This window comes from Stenotrophomonas maltophilia group sp. RNC7 (assembly GCF_030910085.1).
Taxonomy (GTDB): Bacteria; Pseudomonadota; Gammaproteobacteria; order Xanthomonadales; family Xanthomonadaceae; genus Stenotrophomonas; species Stenotrophomonas sepilia.
In genome coordinates, this window is record NZ_JAVFVN010000709.1 from 1 (window position 1) to 342 (window position 342).

The following is a 342-nucleotide window of genomic DNA, read 5'->3' on the forward strand; positions in this document are numbered from 1 at the left end:
CAACAAATTCATCATTCTCATTTCTCATGATTTTTCGAATTTCTTTAATAATTGTTCGTTGTCTGTAAGGGTGTTGATGTATTTCAATTTCATCAAGTGCAAGAAGTACTGGTAAGTATTTATCTCCCTCCTCATCCTCAATTAACATATTATTAAACTCCTCATCCTTCTTAGTTGTCTTCAAATGGACAAGCAATTCAAGTATATTAAGAAATACATTGAAGGAGTATTGAACACCATCTCCCAATTTACTAAGTGGTCTACCAAAACTATCTCCGATTTCTAAAAGTCTATTTATAACATTCTCTTTATCGTCGCTAAGATATGCTTCGATTCCTTCAC

At 32.5% G+C, this 342-nt stretch carries 1 protein-coding gene; it reads right to left on the reverse strand.

Translation table 11 applies throughout. The annotated features are described in order from the left end of the window. Nucleotides 1-342: hypothetical protein (locus RCF13_RS15440; RefSeq protein ID WP_308141325.1), on the reverse strand; the 342-nt coding region annotated here is incomplete at both ends.